Source organism: Mycobacterium sp. HM-7 (genome assembly GCF_053852335.1).
Map to the genome: position 1 here is coordinate 241,650 of NZ_CM132657.1, position 18,697 is coordinate 260,346.

The 18,697-nt window shown below is 67.1% G+C and carries 15 protein-coding genes; 6 read left to right on the plus strand and 9 right to left on the minus strand.

Features of this window, described 5'->3' with window-relative positions; translation table 11 throughout:
* The first annotated feature begins 7 nt into the window (after positions 1-7).
* Positions 8-1,153, plus strand: coding sequence for a Rieske 2Fe-2S domain-containing protein (locus tag ACWW1C_RS01215; protein WP_455981735.1), 1,146 nt, complete (start codon positions 8-10; stop codon positions 1,151-1,153).
* Positions 1,154-1,220: 67 nt separating this feature from the next.
* On the opposite strand, the gene ACWW1C_RS01220 is transcribed toward ACWW1C_RS01215, so the two are convergent.
* Together ACWW1C_RS01220 and ACWW1C_RS01225 are read right to left on the minus strand one after the other, a co-directional pair.
* Entirely contained in the window at positions 1,221-1,490 is a 270-nt protein-coding gene (locus ACWW1C_RS01220; RefSeq protein ID WP_267320507.1) for a hypothetical protein, read from the minus strand.
* Positions 1,491-1,749: 259 nt separating this feature from the next.
* Entirely contained in the window at positions 1,750-2,667 is a 918-nt protein-coding gene (locus ACWW1C_RS01225; protein ID WP_455981736.1) for an alpha/beta hydrolase, read from the minus strand.
* A gap of 114 nt (positions 2,668-2,781) precedes the next feature.
* Between ACWW1C_RS01225 and ACWW1C_RS01230 the strand changes: the two genes are divergently transcribed.
* Positions 2,782-4,269, plus strand: a complete 1,488-nt coding sequence (locus ACWW1C_RS01230; RefSeq protein ID WP_455981737.1) for an amino acid permease — start codon at positions 2,782-2,784, stop codon at positions 4,267-4,269.
* A gap of 44 nt (positions 4,270-4,313) precedes the next feature.
* Complete coding sequence (locus tag ACWW1C_RS01235) at positions 4,314-5,672, plus strand: WS/DGAT/MGAT family O-acyltransferase (protein WP_455981738.1); 1,359 nt, start codon at positions 4,314-4,316, stop codon at positions 5,670-5,672.
* 111 nt (positions 5,673-5,783) lie between these two features.
* On the opposite strand, the gene ACWW1C_RS01240 is transcribed toward ACWW1C_RS01235, so the two are convergent.
* The 3 genes from ACWW1C_RS01240 to ACWW1C_RS01250 all read right to left on the minus strand — a co-directional run bounded on the left by ACWW1C_RS01240 (position 5,784) and on the right by ACWW1C_RS01250 (position 10,335).
* On the minus strand, positions 5,784-6,683 hold the full coding sequence (locus ACWW1C_RS01240) for a DUF559 domain-containing protein (RefSeq protein WP_455981739.1): 900 nt from the start codon (positions 6,681-6,683) through the stop codon (positions 5,784-5,786).
* A gap of 134 nt (positions 6,684-6,817) precedes the next feature.
* Positions 6,818-8,047: a septum formation family protein gene (locus ACWW1C_RS01245; RefSeq protein WP_455981740.1), complete on the minus strand. Its 1,230-nt coding sequence runs from the start codon at positions 8,045-8,047 to the stop codon at positions 6,818-6,820.
* 89 nt (positions 8,048-8,136) lie between these two features.
* Entirely contained in the window at positions 8,137-10,335 is a 2,199-nt protein-coding gene (locus ACWW1C_RS01250; RefSeq protein WP_455981741.1) for an acyl-CoA dehydrogenase, read from the minus strand.
* Positions 10,336-10,479: 144 nt separating this feature from the next.
* Between ACWW1C_RS01250 and ACWW1C_RS01255 the strand changes: the two genes are divergently transcribed.
* Together ACWW1C_RS01255 and ACWW1C_RS01260 are read left to right on the plus strand one after the other, a co-directional pair.
* On the plus strand, positions 10,480-11,703 hold the full coding sequence (locus tag ACWW1C_RS01255) for an alpha/beta hydrolase fold domain-containing protein (protein ID WP_455981742.1): 1,224 nt from the start codon (positions 10,480-10,482) through the stop codon (positions 11,701-11,703).
* 47 nt (positions 11,704-11,750) lie between these two features.
* Positions 11,751-13,169 (plus strand): WS/DGAT/MGAT family O-acyltransferase, encoded by a 1,419-nt coding sequence (locus ACWW1C_RS01260; RefSeq protein WP_455981743.1) that lies wholly within the window; start codon positions 11,751-11,753, stop codon positions 13,167-13,169.
* A 496-nt stretch (positions 13,170-13,665) separates the two neighbouring features.
* On the opposite strand, the gene ACWW1C_RS01265 is transcribed toward ACWW1C_RS01260, so the two are convergent.
* From ACWW1C_RS01265 to ACWW1C_RS01275, 3 genes are read right to left on the minus strand one after another with little or no spacing between them, the layout of a single operon-like run.
* Positions 13,666-14,901, minus strand: coding sequence for an alpha/beta hydrolase (locus tag ACWW1C_RS01265; protein WP_455981744.1), 1,236 nt, complete (start codon positions 14,899-14,901; stop codon positions 13,666-13,668).
* A complete protein-coding gene (gene fadD12, locus ACWW1C_RS01270) occupies positions 14,891-16,465 on the minus strand; it encodes an acyl-CoA ligase FadD12 (protein WP_455984500.1) in 1,575 nt (524 codons plus the stop codon). Before fadD12 ends, ACWW1C_RS01265 begins: the two co-directional genes overlap by 11 nt.
* 54 nt (positions 16,466-16,519) lie before the next feature.
* Positions 16,520-17,272 (minus strand): lysophospholipid acyltransferase family protein, encoded by a 753-nt coding sequence (locus ACWW1C_RS01275; protein ID WP_455984501.1) that lies wholly within the window; start codon positions 17,270-17,272, stop codon positions 16,520-16,522.
* Between the two features lie 147 nt (positions 17,273-17,419).
* Here ACWW1C_RS01275 and ACWW1C_RS01280 point away from each other — a divergent pair, with 147 nt between their 5' ends.
* Positions 17,420-18,205, plus strand: coding sequence for a crotonase/enoyl-CoA hydratase family protein (locus ACWW1C_RS01280; RefSeq protein WP_455984502.1), 786 nt, complete (start codon positions 17,420-17,422; stop codon positions 18,203-18,205).
* Between the two features lie 6 nt (positions 18,206-18,211).
* Here the strand turns inward: ACWW1C_RS01280 and ACWW1C_RS01285 are convergent, their stop codons facing one another.
* On the minus strand, positions 18,212-18,661 hold the full coding sequence (locus ACWW1C_RS01285) for a hypothetical protein (RefSeq protein WP_455981745.1): 450 nt from the start codon (positions 18,659-18,661) through the stop codon (positions 18,212-18,214).
* Positions 18,662-18,697 lie beyond the last annotated feature (36 nt).

Below are 18,697 nucleotides of genomic sequence, written 5' to 3' on the forward strand. Positions count from 1 at the left end.
GCGCAACATGACTGATGCTGAGGTCCGGCATATCGATGCGGGTGTGGAGATGACGCGGTTCGCGCGTGGTTGGCACTGTATCGGGTTGGCTGAGTCGTTCCGTGACGGTGAGCCGCATGCGATCGAGGCGTTCGGCACCAAGTTGGTGGTGTTCGCCGACTCGCACGGGGCGCTGAAGGTGTTGGACGGCTACTGCCGGCACATGGGGGGTGACCTGTCGCAGGGCAGCGTCAAAGGGGACGCGGTGGCGTGCCCGTTCCATGACTGGCGCTGGGGTGGGGACGGCAAGTGCCAGCTGGTGCCCTATGCCAAGCGCACCCCGCGGCTGGCCCGCACCCGCGCCTGGCAGAGCACCGAGGTCAACGGGCAGCTGCTGATCTGGCACGATCCCGAAGGCTCCACCCCGGCACCGGAGCTGACCCCGCCGACCATCGACGGCTACGACGAGGGCCGGTGGTCGCCGTGGCAGTGGAACTCGCTGCTGATCGAAGGGTCGCACTGCCGCGAGATCGTCGACAACAACGTGGACATGGCGCATTTCTTCTACATCCACCACGCGTATCCGACGTATTTCAAGAACGTCATCGAGGGCCACACCGCGAGCCAGTTCATGGAGTCCAAACCGCGCCCGGATTACGCGACCCGCGAGCTGTGGGACGGCACCTATCTGCGGTCGGAGGCCACCTATTTCGGGCCGGCGTACATGATCAACTGGCTGCACAACGATCTGGCGCCGGGTTTCACGGTGGAGATCGCGTTGATCAACTGTCATTACCCGGTGACCCATGATTCGTTCGTGCTGCAGTGGGGGGTGGCGGTGCAGAACAACCCGGCGCTGCCGGCGGACAAGACCGCCAAGCTGGCGGCGTCGTTGAGCAGCAGTTTCGGGGACGGCTTCATGCAGGATGTGGAGATCTGGAAGAACAAGACCCGCATCGAGAACCCGCTGCTGACCGAGGAGGACGGCCCGGTCTATCAGCATCGCCGCTGGTACGAGCAGTTCTACGTCGATATCGCTGACGTCAAACCGGACATGGTCGCCCGCTTCGAGCAGGAAGTGGACACCACCCACGCCAACGACCTCTGGCACGAAGAGGTCGCCAAGAACCTGGCCAACCGCACCCCGGTCGGCAAGGTGCACGCCGCCCAATAGTCGCCGAAACAGCACTGAGCCGCCCTCGAAATCGAGGGCGGCTCAGGCTCGGATCGGTGTGTTGGGGCTAGCGAGCCGGGTGGGCCTGCGGGCCCTGCACGATGGCGGCGAGCTGGCCCAGGTTCTGCAGCTTGTCCATGTCCGGCGCCGATGGGACCGGGACCGCGGAGAATGCCGGCAGTACCGGGTCGGCCGGCTTGTCCTGCAGCATGCCGAGGGCCATGTAGCCGGCCACGCCCAAGCCTGCCGCCGTCAGCACCACCACAGCGGTGGAACGCCGGAACAGCTGCCGCAGGGGGCCGATGTTTTCGGTCGTCTGATGGGTCAGGGTGGTCATTGCCGTGCCTCTTCTCGGTGAAGATCACGACCGATGTGGTCGTTGGTCTGTTCAACAACCATGCGCCCCGAAATGCTTCCCCGCAAGCGTTTATTTGATCGGCTAATATTTCGAAAAGGCGGTGTGACCTGCGCAAACATCAATTAGATAGTATAATCTAAGTAACGAAGATCACGCTCGCGTGGGGCCTGGCAGGCGGGATCGGCACTGCCGCAGCAAGGTTGCGGCAGCCGGATGGGCGGTCTCGGTGGCCGATGAGTTAGCCGACGACCGCCGGGTTCAGCAGCGGCCGCAGGAACTCCACCTGGCTGGCAAAGAAGTCGCGGGCCACCTGGGTCTTGGCGGCGACACCGTCGAAGCCGTGATAGGCCCCCGGCACCACTTCGAGCGCGCATGGGACGCCCGCGGCGCGCAACCGCTCGGCGTATTCGACGTCCTCGTCGTGGAAGACGTCAAAGGTACCGACTCCGACCCAGGCGGGCGGCAGACCCGACAGATCAGTGCGCCGGGCGGGGACGGCGAGCGCGGGATCGGCGCCACCGAGGTACGCGCGCCAGCCGAAGCGATTCGACTTCTGGCTCCACAACCGCTGTCCGGGATGGTCCAGCCCCGGCCGGCTGCCCGACCGGTCGTCGATCATCGGATACACCAGAAGCTGTGCCGCCAAGGGCACTTCACCACGGTCATACGCCAGTTGCGCCAGTGCTGCGGTCATTCCGCCGCCGGCGCTCGCACCGCCGACGGCCACCCGCGCCGGATCCACGGCCGGCAGATCGACCAGCCAACGCAGTGCCGCGTAGCAGTCCTCCAGCCCGGCCGGATACGGATTGTCCGGGGCCAACCGGTATTTGACCGCGGCCACGGTGATGCCCAGTTCGTCCGCGAAACGCCGGCACAGCGCGTCGTCCTGCGCCGGGCTGCCGATGACGTAGCCGCCACCGTGAATCCACAGCAGCGCGCCGCCACGGTCGGCGCCGGGGGACGGGCGGTGCAGCCGGATCCCGACGCCCGACGGCAGCGTGAGCACCTCGACACCCTCGGGGGTACGGCGTTCCAGCCGGTTGGACACCATCCGGACGACGCGGAGGTTCCACGGCGTGATGGGGCTGCGCGGCATGAAGCGCGCGGCCCGTGCCAACTCGGGGTGGAAGTCGACTGTGTGGGAGGAGCCCGGCATGCGACCGACACTACTGACACCCGCGCGTCCGGCCCACGGTCTGCGCCTGCGTGTTCACATACAGGAAACTCGTTGCCCTGCGCGAAACTGTGCATCAGTGTTCACTGAAACGCTATGACTTCCACGCCGCATACGCATGTCGAGCCACCCGGTCTGACGGCCGAGGACGCGGGCTACCACCACACCCTCAAACCGCGCCAGCTGCAGATGATTGCGATCGGCGGTGCCATTGGCACCGGCCTGTTCCTGGGCGCCGGTGGACGGCTGCACAACGCAGGCCCCGGGCTGTTCCTCGTCTACCTGATCTGTGGCGGGTTCGTCTTCCTGATCCTGCGGGCCCTCGGCGAGCTGGTGCTGCACCGGCCGTCGTCGGGGTCGTTCGTGTCGTATGCCCGCGAATTCCTCGGGGAGAAGGCGGCTTATGTCGCCGGCTGGATGTACTTCCTGAACTGGGCCATGACGTCGATCGTCGACTCGACCGCCATCGCCACCTACTTCCACTACTGGAAGGCGTTCGACGCGATCCCGCAGTGGCTCATCGCGCTGATCGCCCTCGCCATCGTGATGGGCATGAACCTGATCTCGGTGACGCTGTTCGGCGAGCTCGAATTCTGGGCGGCCCTGATCAAGGTCGTTGCGCTGGTGACGTTCCTGGTCGTCGGCACCGTCTTCCTGGCGGGCCGGTTCAAGGTCGACGGCCAGACCACCGGCTTCAGCGTCATCGCGGACAGTGGTGGCATGTTCCCGACCGGGCTGCTGCCGCTGGTGGTGGTGACCTCTGGCGTCGTCTTCGCTTATGCCGCAGTCGAACTCGTCGGTACCGCGGCGGGGGAGACGGCCGAACCGCACAAGATCATGCCGCGCGCCATCAACTCGGTGATCTTCCGTATCGCGCTGTTCTACGTCGGGTCGCTGGTGCTGCTCGGACTGCTGCTGCCGTACACCGCCTACAAGGCGGGGGAAAGCCCCTTCGTCACCTTCTTCTCGAAGATCGGTTTCGAGGGTGCCGGCACCCTGATGAACGTTGTCGTGCTCACTGCGGCGTTCTCGAGCCTGAACGCGGGGCTGTATTCGACGGGCCGCATCCTGCGCTCTATGGCGATGAACGGCAGTGCCCCTAAGTTCACCGGCGTCATGTCGAAACGTGGTGTGCCCTATGGCGGTATCTGTCTCACCGCCAGCATCGGGCTGCTCGGTGTCGTGCTCAACGGCGTCGTGCCGGCGCAGGCCTTCGAGATAGTGCTGAACATGGCGGCGCTGGGCATCATCGCGTCGTGGGCCACCATCGTGATCTGCCAGTTGCAGCTGTTCCGCTGGTCTCAGCGGGGTGAGATGGAGCGGCCGGCGTTCCGGATGTGGGGCGCGCCGTACACCGGATACGCCACGTTGGTCTTCTTGGCCGTGGTGCTGGTGCTGATGGCGTTCGACAAGCCGGTGGGCACCTGGACGGTGGCGACGCTGGTGATCATCATCCCGGCGTTGATCGTCGGCTGGTACGCGGCGCGTGGTCGTGTTCTGGAGATCGCCAAGCAACGACAGGGTTTCACCGGCCAGTTCCCGGTGGTCGCCAACCCGCCGCCACCGGGCGAACGTCAACCTTGACGCGTTGACGTTTGCGGCCGGCCGATTCGGGGTTTACTTGGCGGGTGGAGATCATGTCGCCAACCGATGCCATGTTCCTGCTCGGCGAATCGCGGGAGCATCCGATGCACGTCGGCGGCCTGCAGCTGTTCAGCCCGCCGGAAGGCGCAGGTCCGGACTTCATTCACGACTTGCATCGGGACATGTTGGTGCACACCAACTTCACTCCCACCTACCGCAAACGCCCGGCACGGTTCCTGGGTGGTATCGCCAGCTTCGGCTGGGCCTATGACGACGAACTCGACGTCGACTACCACGTGCGCCGCTCGGCGCTGCCCTCGCCGGGACGAATCCGTGAGCTGCTCGACCTCTGCGGGCGGCTGCACACCAGCCTGCTCGACCGGCACCGTCCGCTGTGGGAGACCTACCTGGTGGAAGGTCTCGAGGACGGCCGGTTCGCCATCTATTCGAAGGTCCACCACGCGCTGCTCGACGGGGTGTCCGCGCTGCGGATGACGATGCGCACGCTGTCCGACGATCCGGCCGAGCTGGAGGTGCGGGTGCCGTGGGACCTGCCGTCGCGCAAGCGCGCACCGAAGAACAGCCCGTCGTTGGTGGGCCAGGCGGTCGAGGCTGTCGGCGCGGCGGCCGGCCTCGGCCCGTCGGCCTTCCGGGTGGCGCGCGCCGTGCTGTTGGAGCAGAACCTGACCCGGACGTTCAGCGCGCCGAAGACGATGTTCAACGTCAAGATCGGCGGAGCCCGGCGCGTGGCGGCCCAGTCCTGGCCGATCGACCGCATCAAGGCCGTCAAGCAGGCCGCCGGCGGCGTCACCGTCAACGACGTCGTGCTGGCGATGTGCTCCGGGGCGCTGCGGGGTTACCTGCTCGAGCAGGGCGCGCTGCCCGATGCGCCGCTGATCGCCATGGTCCCGGTGAGCCTGCGATCCGAGGCCGACGCCGATGCGGGTGGCAACCAGGTCGGCGCGATCCTGTGCAACCTGGCCACCGACGTCAAGGATCCGGCGACCCGGCTGCAGACCATCGCCGACTCGATGCGCGGCAACAAGCAGGTGTTCTCGGGGTTGTCCAAGACGGAGTCGATGGCGCTCTCGGCGCTGCTGCTGTCCCCGATCGCACTGTCCACCGTGCCCGGTTTCGTCGATGCCACCCCGCCGCCGTTCAACATCGTCATCTCGAACGTGCCGGGGCCGCGGGTGCCGATGTACTGGAAGGGCGCCCGGCTCGACGGCAACTATCCGCTGTCGATCGCGCTGGACGGACAGGCGCTGAACATCACGCTGGTCAACAATGGCGACAACCTCGACTTCGGGCTGGTCGGTTGCCGGCACAGCGTGCCGCACCTGCAGCGGCTGCTGGGCCACCTCGAGGATTCGCTCGCGGACCTGGAGGCTGCGGTCCGCTAGCGACCTCGTCGAACGGCGCCCGCCGCGCCCTGGCGACATCAGCGCCACGAACCTGACTGGGTGACGGAAATCGAGGTATCTGAGCGCCACGCAGTCAGGCTCGCTCAACTGTCACGAGGCGCTGCGCCACATCGTCTCCGTGGGGTCTACTCGCAGGTTCACGTTGACGTCGATCGCGCCTCGCGAAGCCCACGCATGGGCGATCCTCCGCAACACGACACCCGCAGGATCGCGCGAAGTCACGCGGATGACGAGCCAACCCATCTCGATCATCTCCTCGATCCGCGCAATGTCCTTGCGAACCTGTTCCGGGTCCGAGTGATGCCGCCCCTCGTATTCGACGGCGATCTTCAACTTCGCCCAGGCGAAGTCCACGATCCCGATGAGTACGCCGTATTCGTTGCAGACCGGGTGCTGACTCTCCGGCTGAGGAAACCCTGCGCGAACTATGAGGAGGCGCAACGCTGTCTCGCGGGGCGATTCGGCTTTGGGGTCAACGAGCGCAATGGACTTCCGCGCTTGCCGGATTCCGCGCTGCCCGGGATGACGCTGGGCTGCGAATTCGATGTCGGCGACAGTCAACCTTGTAGCCCGCGCCAGGGCGTCGATCGCGGCGACTGCGATGTTCTCGGGATACCGCCGCGCCAGATCGACCGCGGTGCGGGTCGGTGTGGTCAGTCGCAACTCGCCGATCCGGCATATCTCGTCTGTGTCGGGGCAGTCCTCCCATACGACGACGCCGCGAGTCGCTCGGCAGGGACTGCCAATGATGTTGGCAGGCAAGGCTGCATCGATATACCGGGTGCCATGCATCGCGGCGGCTGAGAACCCGGCCAGGACTCCCTGACGCCGGGATCGGAGCCAAGCGGCCTTCGCCCGCACAATCGCAGTCGGCCGCGTGCCGCGTGGCACGTAAACGTCCTTGTGTACCGCGACGAAATTCGTCCGCAGCTGGTACCGCGTCAGCCGCCCCTCTGCCAAGGCTTCGCTTCCGATAAAAGGTTCCCCCACATCGGCAGTGTGCCGGGGGATCCAGCCACGACGCCACGGTCGGCGGGCGAGCTCTGTGGATAACCTCCGCGAGCCTGACTGGGAGGCGGAAAACCGTGGGAAAAAGCGCCCTGTGGTCAGCCTCGATGCGGGCCTTACAGCGGAGGCGGCGCCCAGGGCAGGGTGATGGGGGCCATGCCCGGAATCTCGAGCACGTGCGACGGTGGGGCCGGCTCGGCAGGCGCCGCGGGTTCTGCCGGGGGCGCCTGCGGTACGTGTGCCGGGTTGTCGACGGGCGAGGCGGGAGCTGCCGGCGGGACGGGGGTGTCGGTGGCCGCGGGACTCGGTGCTTCGGCGGTAGGCGTCACCGCCGAGGATGACGACGAAGACGACGGTGCCGCCTCGGTACTCGGCGCGACCGCCGGAGCCGCGACGGTGGTCGGGGTGTTGCTCGTCGGGGCGACGTTCGTGGCGGTGGTCGTGGCGGTGGTGACGGGCGACGGCGCCACCGGGCGCGGGGCCACCGGAACGGGCGCGGCGGACGGGGCGCCGGGGGACTTCACGCTGCCGGTCAGCGGGCCGGGCGTCCGCGATGCCACACCGCACAGCACCTGGTGACTGCCGGCGGACCAGCTGGCCGGGCCGATGGGCCGGTAGTTCAGCGACAGGTCACTGGCGGACAACGTCTTCGGTGCCAGGTACGCGGTGGTCATCGTGACGCAGGCGGGGCGCAGTACCGCCTCTTGCTCGGCGTCCGATGGTGGCGCGCCGTCGTGGAAGTGCGCGCCGAGGTCGATGGGGCCGACGGCCTCGACCGAATGGGGCTCGGCGCAGTCGACGGGCACCAGGCCCGTCTGCCCGCCCTTCATGTCGGCTCCCAGGCACGTGCCGGGCGGCCATACCCGTGACTGGTCCTGTTCGGCGACCTGCCCACGGAACGGCAGCTGCTGGCCGTTCGGGCCGGGCAGTTGCAGTCCGCACAACGCGATGCGGCTGCCCGCGCCGGATCCATCCGAGCTCACCGAGCGCAGCAGGCCGTACGCGAACCGGCCGTTCGGGTCATAGTGCGACCCGAGGTACCGGCGTCCTGATACGGCGCAGGATTCCTGGTCGCCGTCGCCCTGAACCGAGTTGACGACCTCGAACAGGTGCGGGCTACTGCACTGCACGAACGCGGGTCGTTGTGGCGGCTCAGGTTGCCAGGTCAGGCAGCTGCCGGCGTGTGCGCTGCGGAAGACGGCCTCGGTGTGGTCGTCTTCGGTTGCGCCCCCGGCCGACGGGCCGACGGCGGCCACCGTGACCACGCCAGCGATCAGCTGGGCGCACAGCAAAGCCGCTAGCAAAGCGCGGCGCGACGCCCAAGTCTTGACCGATAGCACACTCATCGGTCCATAGCGTGACATATCTGACCGATCTGCGCAGCTTGGCGGATCGATCTCCACCGAGTCTCAATCGACTCGTGATACGCGACGGCCTACTTGAGCAAAGGATCGCGAGGCAGCCCGAGGATCCGCTCGGCGATGGTGTTCCGGGTGATCTCCGAGGTACCGCCCGCGATGGTCATCGCGCGGTAGCCCAGGTAGGCCTGGGTGAGCGTCGGAGTTTGCCCGGTCACGGCCGCGGGGCCGGCCAGCTTCATCCCCAGCTCGGTCTGTCGCTGCCCCTGCTCGGCGACCACGAGTTTGGTGACATTGCCCTCGGGTCCGGGACCGGTCCCCGCGATGGCCCGGCTGATCCGTCGCAGATTCAGCAGCCGCAGGGTGTGTCCCTCGGCGATCACCGCGCCGGCGCGGTCGCGCAGCCCGGCCGCCAGCTCCGGCGGGGCCGCGTCCAACAGGGCGATCAGGTCGTCGGCGCTGAAGCCGGATTGCGCGCCGGACCCGCCGCCGATCGACAGCCGCTCGTTGCCTAGCGTCGCCCGTGCCACGAGCCAGCCCTTGTTGACGTCACCGACCACGTCGGCATCCGGGACGAACACCTCGTCGAAGAACACCTCGTTGAAATGGGCATTGCCCGTCAAGCCCTTCAGGGGGTTGACGGTCACGCCGGGTGACTTCATATCGATCGCCATCATCGTGACGCCGGCGTGCTTGGGGGCGTCCGGATCGGTGCGTACCGTGGCCAGCCCCCACTGGCAGTACTGCGCCAGGCTCGTCCACACCTTCTGGCCGGTCACCAGCCAGCCGCCGTCGACCTTCTTGGCGCTGGTGCGCACCGCGGCGGCATCCGAGCCGGCTTCGGGTTCGGAAAACAGCTGGCACCACATGATCTCGCCGCGCAGCACCGGGTACACCCAGCGCTCGCGCTGCTCGTCGGTCCCGGCCTGGGCGATGGTCAGCGTCACCCAGCCGGTGATGCCGAGGTCCGGCCGCTCGACCGGCTTCTTCCCCCCGCTCGCTGCGCTCGTGCCCCCTGGCGCGCGGAACTCCTCCTCGATGGCCAGCTGCTCCAGCACGCCGGCGTCGCGGCCCCACGGCTTGGGCCAATGCGGCACCAAATAGCCGGAGTCGACAAGAAAGTCGCGCTGCTTGTCCTCGGGCAGCGACCGCAGGGTGGCTACGGCGTCGCGGGCGGCGGTGCGGTACTCGGCGGCCTCCTCGGGGAGCGCGAACGACGCGCCATGGGCCCGGCCGGTGCGCTGTCCGTCGACCACGTCGGCCAGCGGGTCGGCACCGTCACCGGTCAGCGCGGCCAGCGTGAGGGCGCGGCGCAGATACAGGTGCGCATCGTGCTCCCACGTGAAGCCGATGCCGCCGTGCAGCTGAATGTTGTTCTCGGCGTTGAAGACCTGGCTGTGGATCGCTTGCGCGGCCGCCACCGCGCCGCCGAACCAGGCGTCGTCCAGATCATCGGCGCGCGCGGCGTCCCAGGTGGCGGCGGTGGTGAGTTCGGCCGCGACGAGCATGTTGGCGGCGTGGTGCTTGACGGCCTGGAAGGTTCCGATGGTGCGGCCGAACTGCTCACGCACCTTGGCGTATTCGACCGCCATCTCCAGCGCCGCCCAGCTGACCCCGACCGCCTCGGCGGCCGCGAGAATACGAAAAGCGGTGTGCGCCTTGGCTGCTGCGCCGCGCAGAACTGCCGTTGCTTCCGCCTGGTCGAGCGTCACCGAACCGATGCTGCGGGTGGTGTCGGTGGACTCCAGTGGTGTGACGGTGACGCCGGTGGCGCCGGCATCCACGACCACCACGTCGTCGCCGGCGACCAGGACCAGCAGCGTGGCATCCGGTGCGCCGAGCACCGTCGGGCTCTCCCCGTACACCGTATGACCGGCGATGTGAACGTGTCCCGACAAACCCAGCGCGGCAACGGTGCTGCCGTCGGCCAGTCCGGGCAGCAGTTCGGTGCGTAGGGGTTCGGTACCGCACCGGTCAATGACGACGGCGGCGGCGACTGTCGGCAGGAACGGACCGGGACACAACTCGCGGCCCTGCGCCTCCAGCACCACCGCCAGCTCGGGTAGTCCGAATCCGGATCCGCCGTACTCCTCGGGGATCGCCAGGCCCTGCCACCCCAGATTGGCCGCGGCCGCCCAGAAATCGGCCGGATGCGACGGCCCGCCCTCGAGCGTGGCGCGGGCGGCCGCCCGGCTGCCGAGCCGGTGCAGCAGTCCGGTGGCCGAGTTCGCGAGGTCGTTGTGGTCGTCGGTGATCGCCAGCGCTGAGGTACCCATCGCTCGACTGTAAGCACGACGGTACGACTTCGAATAGGCCCTGATCAGCTGTGATGCACTTCACATGGGATCGGTCGCCGAACCGTGACCGCAAACTTGCCGTGGCCCCGAAATCGCGTGGTCAGCCCGGTGTACGCTCGCGAAATGACGGCTCGACCGGACAATGATGTTCACAGCCCTTCACTTGCCACCAGGCTGCGCTGGTTCATGGCGGCCAAGCCCTCCGACCACCTGTTGGCGATGGCGACGGCCGCCGCCTCGTTGCCGGTGATCGGCAAGAGCCTCGAGCCTCTCGGCGGCGCCACCGCGATGACCCTGTGGGGTATGCGGCATGTGCCGAGCTTCTGGGCGTCGACCTCCAAGGCACTGTTCACCCCGAGCGTCGCGGAGATCCGCCGGGCCGAGCGTGATTGCACCAACGAGGTCGTGCGGGCCGCGCTGACCGGCGTCGTGCCCCCGGCCGAACTCGACATCGAATGGCCCGCTCCGGAGCGCACGCCACCGTTCTGGCGGGCCCGCGAACACCGGCGTCAGGTGCACCGCACCTCGGTGCGCTACGGCGACAGCCCGTCGCAGCTGCTGGACGTCTGGCGCGCCGACGACCTCCCCAGCGAGCCGGCTCCGGTGCTGATCTATCTGCCCGGCGGTGCGTGGGTGCACGGCAGCCGGCTGCTGCAGGGCTACGCGCTGATGAGCCACCTCGCCCAACAGGGCTGGGTCTGTTTGTCCATCGACTACCGGGTGGCCCCGAATCACCGTTGGCCGCAACACATCACCGATGTCAAGACGGCGATCGCGTGGGCCCGGGCGAACGTCGACAAGTTCGGCGGCGACCGCGACTTCATCGCGATCTCCGGTGGCTCGGCCGGTGGGCACCTCGCCGCGCTGGCCGGCCTCACAGCCAACGACCCCGACCTGCAGGCGGACCTGCCCGAGGGCGCTGACACATCGGTCGACGCCGTCGTCGGCATCTACGGCCGGTACGACTGGGAGGACCGGTCCACCAAGGAGCGCGAGGAGTTCGTCGACTTCCTGGAGCGTGTCGTGGTGCGGCGCCGCATCGACAAGCACCCGGAGATCTACCGCCAGGCCTCGCCGATCGCGCGCGTGCACCGAGATGCGCCGCCGTTCCTCGTCGTCCACGGCAGCGGCGACAGCGTCATCCCGGTGGCGCAGGCGCGGGACTTCGTGCACGAGCTGCGCGCGGTGTCCGCGTCGACGGTCAGTTACATCGAATTGCCCGGTGCCGGACACGGTTTCGACATGATCGACGGTGCCCGCACCGGGTCGATGGCCACTGCCATAGGGTTGTTCCTCGACGAGGTTCGCCGGAACCAGAATCAGCACTGCGTCGAAGCGGTCGTCTAGACCATTCGACTGGGCGAGGTTCTGACCCGAAGCGCAGGAGAGGTCGAGTGAAACGACTGAGTGGGTGGGATGCGTTCCTCCTGTATTCGGAGACGCCCAACGTGCACATGCACACCCTCAAGATTGCCGTCATCGACCTCGCCGGCCTGGGCGACCGCACCTTCGGAATCGACGAATTCCGCCGCGTGCTGCGCGAACGACTGCACAAGCTCGAGCCCTTCGGATACCAACTCGTCGACATCCCGTTCAAGTTCCACCACCCGATGTGGCGGGAGCATGCTGAAGTCGACCTCGAGTATCACGTCCGGCCGTGGCGCGTGGCCGCGCCGGGCGGCCGCCGCGAACTGGACGAGGCGATCGGCGAAATCGCCAGTACCCCACTGGATCGCAGCCGGCCGCTGTGGGAGATGTACCTCGTCGAAGGCCTGGCCAACGGGCGGGTCGCGGTGGTCGGCAAGATTCATCACGCGCTGGCGGACGGGGTCGCGTCGGCCAACCTGCTGGCGCTCGGTATGGACATCACCGAGGCGCCGCAACATGACAACGATCTGTACGTGACCGACCCGGCGCCGTCGCGCGGTCAGCTGGTCCGTTCGGCGTTCGTCGATCATCTGCGGCAGATCGCGCGGATTCCCGGCGTGGTCAAGTACACCGCCGACGGTATGTCTCGGGTGCGCAAGAGCAGTCGCAAGCTGTCGCCTGAACTGACTCGGCCGTTCACCCCGCCGGCGAGCTTCATGAACCACGTGATCACGCCCCAACGGCGTTTCGCCACAGCCACTTTGGCGCTGGCGGACGTCAAGGAGACCAGCAAGAAGCTGGGCGTGACCATCAACGACCTGGTGCTGGCCATGTCGTCGGGCGCGCTGCGTGAGCTGCTGCTGAAGTACGACGGCAAGGCCGACCACCCGCTGCTCGCGTCGGTGCCGATGAGCTTTGACTTCTCGCCAGAACGTATCTCCGGCAACCGGTTCAGTGGCGTGCTGATCGCGCTGCCGGTCGATGTGGATGACCCCTCACAGCGCGTGCAGCAGGCCCGCGAGGCCGCTCTACTGGCCAAGGAGAGTCACCAGCTGGTCGGCCCGGAGCTGGTCGCGCGGTGGGCGGCCTACATGCCGCCGGCCCCGATGGAGTCGATGTTCCGCCGGCTGTCCAACAAGGACGGCCAGAACAAGGTGCTGAACCTCAACATCTCCAACGTGCCCGGGCCGCGCGAACGCGGCAAGGTGGGCGGCGCCACCGTCACCGAGATCTATTCGGTCGGCCCACTCACTGCGGGCAGTGGCCTGAACATCACCGTGTGGAGTTACGTCGACCAGCTCAACATCTCGGTGCTCGCCGACGGTGCGACCACCGATGATCCGCATGAAGTGACGACCGGCATGGTCGAGGACTTCAAGCAAATCCGCAGGGCTGCAGGACTTTCCGATGAGCTGACGGTCGTCGAGACCGCCATGGCGCAGTAGGGCTTCCCCGGCTGGTCAGTCCGACGGGCGGTTGCGGAATCTCTTGTGCAGCACCTGTCGTGACACGCCCAGGATTCGTCCGATCTCGGACCACGTCCATCCGTTGGCGCGGGCGGCTCGTCCTCGAATGTCCAGTCGTCATCGTCATCGTCGTCGAGACCGTGAGCTTTTCGGAACGCGATACCTGCGGCGTCGATCTCTTCGCGGGTCGGACGGCGTTGTTGCGGTTTCCACCACAGTCGCGGGGCTGGGTAGACCATGGCGTGTTCCTTCCGGAGTCGAGAACTGCCGAAAGTATGGGTGGTGGGACCGACATGTCTGAGCTGACCGACGCCGGTCGGACCTGTCTCTAGGTAGGTGCGGGCTGGGACCTGTCAGCTTGGCCTGACATCGTCAACCGATGCTGACAATGTCAGCGATTGCTGACAGGTCCCGATCGAACATGTCCATGAGAGAGGCGCTGCCGCTGTTCATCGATGACAGCGGCTGGTACCGGCTAGCCGAAGTTTTCGGAGCTCGCCGAGGCATGCCCCTTTTCGGCCCGCACCCACTCCAGGAACCTGGTGATCGCCTCGGCGGTGTAGTGGCCGTGTGCCGAGCCGAAGATGTCGAAAGCGTGTTGCGCGTTGGGGATTTCGGCGTACGCCACCGGTGCCGGTGACTGCTCACGCAGTGCGGCGACGAAATCCCGCCCCTCCTGGACGTCGATCAGCGTGTCGTTGGTGCCGTGCAGCACGAAGAACGGTGGGGCGTCGGGACCGATCCGTTTGATCGGCGAGGCGTCCAGGAACACCTGCGAGTCGTTGGCGAACCGCTTCTTGATGATCAGTTGCTCGAGCGCCCGCATCATTTCGGCGCGTCCGGGGCCTTCGAAACCGAACCAGTCGTACCTGCCGTACACCGGAACCGCTGCCACCACCGAGGTGTCGGCATCCTCGAAGCCGGGCTGCCACTGGGGATCTCCGGGAGTGAGAGCGGCCAGCGAGGACAGGTGACCGCCGGCGGAGCCGCCGCTGATCGCGACGAAGTCGGGGTCGCCGCCGTACGCGGCGATGTTCTCCTTGACCCAGGCCAGGGCCTGCTTCACGTCGATGATGTGCGCAGGCCACTGATGTTTCGGGCTGACGCGGTAACCGATGGACACGCAGATCCAGCCGCGGTCGGCCAGCGCACCCATCAGTGGGTACGCCTGCGGCCGGCGGTCGCCGAGCATCCAGCCGCCACCCGGAACCTGCAGCAGCACAGGGGCTTTGCCGTCGCGCGGTAGATCGGGGCGCCGCCAGATGTCGGCGAGATTGGCGCGGTGCGGACCGTACTTGACGGTGTCCTTGTTGTATTTGCGGCGCGACAGCATGGTGCGCCCGATGCCGGGGAGGCGGGGGATGCCCGGATCGGCCGGGTTGCGCGGACCGATCACGTCAGTCAGCGGCTCCTCGAACGCCGGCTGCGAGCTTCGGCTGCGGGCGAAGATGTACCCCAGGATGGCCCAGGTGATCGCGGTGATACCCAAGGCGATTCGGCCACTCGTACCCGCGAAGTGACCGCGCCGGCCACGGCGGATCGCGGACAGTACCGAGGAACTGAGCACGAAACCGGCCGCTTCACTGGACGGCCAGCCGCAGGCAAATGCGACGATGCCGGGGTTCCCGGAGCGGGCCAGCGGGCTGGCCGCGTTGGTGGCGTTCACGAGTCCGACGAGGGCCCGCAGCAGAGTCACCGCTTTACGCGCCATCGGCCAGCGCCTTCAACTCGCGGCGGTCGATCTTGCCGGTGCTGTTGCGCGGCAGTTCGGCCAGCACCGTAATCGACCGTGGCACTTTGTAATTGGCCAGATTGTCGCGCACGTGCTGCTTGAGTGCGTCCTCGGTGGCGGCTGAACCGTCGGTCAGTACGACGAACGCCGCCAGACGCTGGCCGTACTGCTCATCGTCGACTCCCAGCACCGTGGCTTCGGCGACCTCCGGCTGGGTGGACAGCGTCTTCTCCACTTCGATCGGGTACACGTTCTCGCCGCCGGACACGATCATCTCGTCGTCGCGGCCCACCACGAACAGACGGCCCGCGGCATCGAGATAGCCGACGTCACCCGATGGCATGTAGTCCTGGTGGTAGTCCTTTGTGGCACCGGAGGTGTAGCCGTCGAACTGGGTGGAGTTGCGCACGTAAATGGTGCCCACCTCACCCGTCGGCAACTCCTTGAAATCGGCGTCCAGGATCTTGATCTCGGTGCCCTCGGCGGGCCGGCCGGCGGTGTCGGGCGCGGCGCGCAGGTCGGCCGGAGTCGCCGTGGCGATCATGCCGGCCTCGGTGGCGTTGTAGTTGTTGTAGATGACGTCACCGAACTGGTCCATGAAGGAGGTGACGACGTCGGGTCGCATGCGCGATCCGGAGGCCGCGGCGAAGCGCAGCGAGCGACCGCTGTAGCGGTTGCGGATGTGGTCGGGTAGTTCCATGATGCGGTCGAACATCACTGGGACAACACACAATCCGGTCGCCTGGTACTTGTCGACGAGGGCCAGCGTGGCCTGCGGATCGAACTTGCGGCGGGTCACGACAGTGCAGGCCATGGATGCCGCGAACACCAATTGCGAGAAGCCCCAGGCGTGGAACATCGGGGCGACGACCACGGTGGTCTCCTCCGTGCGCCACGGCGTGCGGTCCAGGATCGCTTTCAATGCGTCGAGGCCACCACCGGAATGCTTGGCGCCCTTGGGAGTTCCGGTGGTCCCGGAGGTCAGCAGGATCACGCGACTCTTCTCGCCGGTACGCCGGGGCTGTACTCCCCGGTGATCGATGATGAGCGACTCGACGGTCAGCGGGTGGTCTTCGGTGTCGGTCCAGGCGACGATGCGACTGACGGGGCGGGTTTGATCCTGGAGGGCCCGGTCCACCGTCGCCGTGAACTCTTCGTCGTAGATGATGACGTCGACGTTCTCGCGTTGGACGACTTCGGCCATCGCCGGCCCGGCGAAGGAAGTGTTCAGCAGCAACACATCTGCGCCGATGCGGTTGGCCGCGATCAGCGAGTCGACGAAGCCACGGTGGTTGCGCGCCATGATGCCCACGACCTTGGCCGAGGGCAGCGTCTGCAGGGCGGCCGCGAACGCATCGCCACGTTTGTCGAGCTCACTGAAGGTCAGCGTGCCCAATTCGTCGATCAGGCCCGGGCGGTTACCGCAACGTTGCGCGGAACTCGCGAAACCTGAAGTGACGCTCATGTTTTCGCGGGCCATGGCACCGGCGATCCGGATGTACTTGTCCGGACGGAGCGGGGCGATGACCCCGGCCCGGACCATGGTGTTGACCAGGCCGGCTGTCGCGGTCAGCTTGTCGGTGATACCCACGGCCCGTCAGCCTAGTACCGGAAAGCGACGCTCTTCGGCGAGTTCGTCGAGAGCATCCTGCATGACCTTCCGGACGCGCGCGTCGACCGCGTCGATATCGGGTTCATCGCCGGACTCGAGCGCGATGGCAGTGGGATCAATGGGCGGCAGCACCTGCATGACGATCTTCGACGGCAGCGGCAGGTTGAACGGCAGCACGGCGGACAACCCGAACGGCAGGCCGACGGACAACGGCACCACCTTGGCGCGCGCGGCGCGCGCGATGGGGCCGAGGGCCTTGGCGATCCGCTCGCCGCGGGTCAGGAACAGTTGGGTCTCCTGGCCGCCGATGCCGACCATCGGCACGATCGGCACGCCGGCGTTGATGGCGGCCTTCACGTAGCCTTTACGACCGTCGAAGTCGATCTTGTTGGCGTCGGTCGACGGCCGGTAGACGTCGTAGTCACCGCCAGGGAACACGACGACGAGGCCGCCTGAGCGCAGCGCCTCGTCGGCGTTCTCGTGGCTGGCCAGGATGTAGCCGGTCTTCTTGAAGAAGTCCGCGGTCGGGCCGACCATCAGCATCGCGTGGCTGAGGGTGTAGACGGGGCGGTCGTAGCCGTACTTCTCGTAGAAGTGCGACGAGAAGATGGGCACGTCCATGGGCAGCATGCCGCCGGAGTGGTTGCTCACCACCAGGGCGCCGCCCAATGGGATGTTCTCCAGTCCGCGGACCTCGGAGCGGTGATAGACCTTCAGCAGCGGTCGGAGAATCCCCATGACCTTCTCGGTGAGGTCCGGGTCGAATTTGGTGATTTCGGGCAGCTTGGCCACGGTTTCTCCTCTGGCTGCGGCAAAAACTAGAACATGTTCTAATTTTTGATTATTCACTGGTTGACCGCCGGACGCCAATCCCCTGTGGCTAGCATCACCGTCGTGACCGAAGAAGCCACCAGCGAAGATGCCGTCCTCCTCGAACAGCGCGACCGCATACTGATCATCACCATCAACCGGCCCCAAGCCAAGAACGCCGTCAACTCAGCGGTCAGTAACGGCTTGGCAGCTGCCGCGGACCGCCTCGATGAGGACCCCGGGCTGTCGGTCGGCGTGTTGACCGGTGCCGGCGGCTCCTTCTGTGCCGGCATGGATCTCAAGGCCTTCGCCAAAGGCGAGAACATCATCTCGAGCCGTGGCTTCGGCCTGACTCAGCGTCCGCCGGCCAAGCCGCTGATCGCGGCGGTCGAAGGCTACGCGCTGGCGGGCGGCACCGAACTGGCGCTGTCGGCCGACCTGATCGTCGCTTCCAACGCGTCGGCGTTCGGTATCCCGGAGGTCAAGCGTGGTCTGGTCGCCGGCGGCGGCGGGTTGCTGCGGCTTCCGCAGCGCATCCCGTACGCCATCGCGATGGAACTCGCGCTCACGGGCGACAACCTCACCGCGACGCGGGCCCATGAACTGGGCCTGGTCAACGAGCTGACCGAGCCGGGTGCCGCACTCGATGCCGCCCTCGCGCTGGCTGAGCGCATCACGGCCAACGGCCCGCTGGCCGTGGCCGCGACGAAGCGCATCATCGTCGAGTCGCCCGACTGGTCGGATGCGGAGAAGTGGGAGAAGCAGGGCGCCATCCTGGGCCCGATCTTCATGTCGAAGGATGCCCGTGAAGGCGCAGTGGCCTTCGCCGAGAAGCGCGCGCCGCAGTGGACCGGTAGCTGACCTTCGCTACTTGGGTTTCTTCTCCGACTGCTGCACCGGGCACTGCTGCTCGACCCAGGTGTTGAGCGTGCGGCTGAACTGGCTGCGGTCGGGATCGCTGCTGTGCAGGCCGTTGGTCTTGACGAAATGTGCCACGGCGGCCTGCACATCGGCCGGCGGGTGGAAGCCGTTGATGGTGTCCCCGGCTGCCTTCGCGTCGTCGGGCGACGCTCCGGACATCAGGTTCACCACCGCACCGGTGAGCTGCAGGCACGTCCCGCCGTCGAGTTGACGGCTGGTGGGGGACGGCGGCGCTCCGGCGTCGGGCGTGCTCGGGGCGGCCGAGCTGCTCGGTGCCGGAGCGCTCGACGTCGAGGTGGTCGGCTGGGCCGGCTGCTTGTCGCCCGAGCACCCGGCCAGTAGCAGGGCAGCTGCGAACAGGGCGGCCTGACCGCCGGTGAGTCGTCGCGACGTCATGTTCTCCCGGTAGCGCATGTGTTTGTTCTACCGGGG

Excerpts from the sequence above, each read along its gene's own strand:
- ACWW1C_RS01215 (WP_455981735.1), top strand. The coding sequence starts at position 8 with ATGACTGATGCTGAGGTCCGGCATATCGATGCGGGTGTGGAGATGACG.
- ACWW1C_RS01220 (WP_267320507.1), bottom strand. The coding sequence starts at position 1,490 with ATGACCACCCTGACCCATCAGACGACCGAAAACATCGGCCCCCTGCGG.
- ACWW1C_RS01225 (WP_455981736.1), bottom strand. The coding sequence starts at position 2,667 with ATGCCGGGCTCCTCCCACACAGTCGACTTCCACCCCGAGTTGGCACGG.
- ACWW1C_RS01230 (WP_455981737.1), top strand. The coding sequence starts at position 2,782 with ATGACTTCCACGCCGCATACGCATGTCGAGCCACCCGGTCTGACGGCC.
- ACWW1C_RS01245 (WP_455981740.1), bottom strand. The coding sequence starts at position 8,047 with ATGAGTGTGCTATCGGTCAAGACTTGGGCGTCGCGCCGCGCTTTGCTA.
- ACWW1C_RS01250 (WP_455981741.1), bottom strand. The coding sequence starts at position 10,335 with ATGGGTACCTCAGCGCTGGCGATCACCGACGACCACAACGACCTCGCG.
- ACWW1C_RS01255 (WP_455981742.1), top strand. The coding sequence starts at position 10,480 with ATGACGGCTCGACCGGACAATGATGTTCACAGCCCTTCACTTGCCACC.
- ACWW1C_RS01265 (WP_455981744.1), bottom strand. The coding sequence starts at position 14,901 with ATGGCGCGTAAAGCGGTGACTCTGCTGCGGGCCCTCGTCGGACTCGTG.
- fadD12 (WP_455984500.1), bottom strand. The coding sequence starts at position 16,465 with ATGGTCCGGGCCGGGGTCATCGCCCCGCTCCGTCCGGACAAGTACATC.
- ACWW1C_RS01275 (WP_455984501.1), bottom strand. The coding sequence starts at position 17,272 with ATGGGGATTCTCCGACCGCTGCTGAAGGTCTATCACCGCTCCGAGGTC.
- ACWW1C_RS01285 (WP_455981745.1), bottom strand. The coding sequence starts at position 18,661 with ATGACGTCGCGACGACTCACCGGCGGTCAGGCCGCCCTGTTCGCAGCT.